General features: G+C 53.7%; 4 protein-coding genes. 3 read left to right on the forward strand and 1 reads right to left on the reverse strand.

Annotated features, from left to right (window positions below; genetic code table 11):
• The 3 genes from DU475_RS23720 to DU475_RS23730 form a co-directional block, all read left to right on the forward strand.
• Positions 1-655, forward strand: a 655-nt coding sequence (locus tag DU475_RS23720; protein WP_205524530.1) for a DUF5343 domain-containing protein, incomplete at its 5' end; no start/stop codon positions are given.
• Positions 652-1,164 carry a hypothetical protein gene (locus DU475_RS23725; RefSeq protein WP_205524531.1) on the forward strand — a complete coding sequence of 171 codons (513 nt, stop codon included), beginning with the start codon at positions 652-654 and terminating at the stop codon, positions 1,162-1,164. The genes DU475_RS23720 and DU475_RS23725, both read left to right, overlap by 4 nt.
• Positions 1,165-1,284: 120 nt before the next feature.
• Positions 1,285-1,530 (forward strand): helix-turn-helix domain-containing transcriptional regulator, encoded by a 246-nt coding sequence (locus DU475_RS23730; protein WP_164633506.1) that lies wholly within the window; start codon positions 1,285-1,287, stop codon positions 1,528-1,530.
• Between the two features lie 14 nt (positions 1,531-1,544).
• Here the strand turns inward: DU475_RS23730 and DU475_RS23735 are convergent.
• On the reverse strand, positions 1,545-1,768 hold a 224-nt coding region (locus tag DU475_RS23735; RefSeq protein ID WP_164633507.1), incomplete at its 5' end, for a (2Fe-2S) ferredoxin domain-containing protein.

The following is a 1,768-nucleotide window of genomic DNA, read 5'->3' on the forward strand; positions in this document are numbered from 1 at the left end:
ATACTCTCTTTTGTTGAGACTGGTGATGGGCGACTTTGCTTACACTACCGTTCCTGGAAAGATAAAAGCTCTACTTGAAAAGATTCGCATAGTTGGCATTCCGTCAAAAGTCACAGTGCAGTGGCTAAAGTCAGTGGGTTTTACGTCAAGCAATGACAAGACCTTGATCGGGGTCCTTAAGCAAGCCGGATTGATTGACACGAGCGGCGGCCCGACCGCGACATGGACCGCGTATAGAGGAGCCAAGCACAAGCAGGTCTTGGGCAATGCCATTCGCAAAGGATACGCAGATCTCTACGCTGTTTACTCCGACGCCCATTTGCGGAGCACTACGGAGCTTGATCACGTATTCAGCACAAGCTCTTCAGCGGGGAAGCAAGTCATTGGAAAGACAGTCGCCACCTTCAAAGCCCTCACTGACGAAGCCGAATTTGCCATAGAGGGCGAGCCAACCGAACTTGTACTCGAAACACCCCACTTGCACGAGGCTCCCGCTCAACACCCAAACGCCCGGACAGCGACAGCATCGAACGGTGGTCCTAGCTTGCATATCGATGTACAAATCCACATTTCTCCAGAGGCAACCTCCGATCAAATCGATCAGATTTTTGCGAGCATGGCCAAGCACCTCTATGGGGCCAAGAATACCGAATGAAGAACGCAGGCAACTTCGTCGCAACTGCGAAGGCGATTCAATCGGATATAAATCGCGAGCTCGGCCCACCAGAAGAAGGACTCTTAGCAAGTAGCCAGCTCGTAGTCGGACGTTCACTGGTCAGGAATACGCGAGGCTACATCGAAAGAGTCGCCAACCAGATCAATGGAACGTATGAAAATGGCTGGCATGATGCTTGTGCAGTGATGCTTCGCAGACTTATAGAGACTCTTATTATTGAGGCTTTTGAGCATCATAAGATTTCCAGGAAAATCAAGAACCCGAACGGCGAATTTTATTACCTTGGCGAGCTAATTGACAGGTGCCTAAACGAAACAACTTGGAACTTAGGTCGAAGCTGCAAGCAAGCATTACCGAAGCTAAAAGACATTGGCGACAAGTCCGCTCACAACCGTCGATTCCTTGCTCAGCGGGGAGATATTGATCGAATGATACCGGACATTCGGATCGTTGTTCAGGAACTTCTTTACATCTCAAACCTAAAATAGCCCCCGCGATCGAAACACCAGCGAGCTTGCTCGGATGGGCCAATCAAAGTGAGATCACCTGTTTAACTCACCATGTTGCACTGTACGGAAGCCACTGGCCCGGGAGTTGGAGGATTGAGCATGGTGAGCACAACGGCGTTCGACGTTGCTGACTATCTCGATAGTCCGGAGATGATCACCGCCTATCTCGACGAGGCGTTTGCTTCCGAAGATCCCGCCTTGATCGACAAGGCGCTCGCGACGGTGAGGCGCGCGCCGGCGCAGCTCAAGACCATGCCAGCAGAGATGTTGAAGCGCGTAACTGAACTGACGGAAGGCGTGGTGCTCGATCCTGACGAGGACATCGAGGGCGACGTCAATTCGTGACTTTTCGGCGCGGCTCAGCTCTGATTCATCAATGCTGTCACCGCCTCCTCGACCTGCTTCCGATCTTCCACCAGCACATACTCCCCCTTTGCCAACGTCGCCGCGCTCGCCGTGACGACCGCGCGCTTCGGGCAGATGCCGAGACAGCCGGTGGTGACGAGCTTGGGCCGCTTGCCGCCCTGCGCGGCGGCGGCGTGCTTCAGCTCGGCCTTCAGCGCCTGCTTCAGCTTCTTGCCGC

The organism is Rhodopseudomonas sp. WA056 (assembly GCF_010906995.1).
Taxonomy (GTDB): domain Bacteria; phylum Pseudomonadota; class Alphaproteobacteria; order Rhizobiales; family Xanthobacteraceae; genus Rhodopseudomonas; species Rhodopseudomonas palustris_G.

Coding starts and splice junctions, on each gene's coding strand:
- DU475_RS23725 (WP_205524531.1), top strand. CDS start 652: ATGAAGAACGCAGGCAACTTCGTCGCAACTGCGAAGGCGATTCAATCG.
- DU475_RS23730 (WP_164633506.1), top strand. CDS start 1,285: ATGGTGAGCACAACGGCGTTCGACGTTGCTGACTATCTCGATAGTCCG.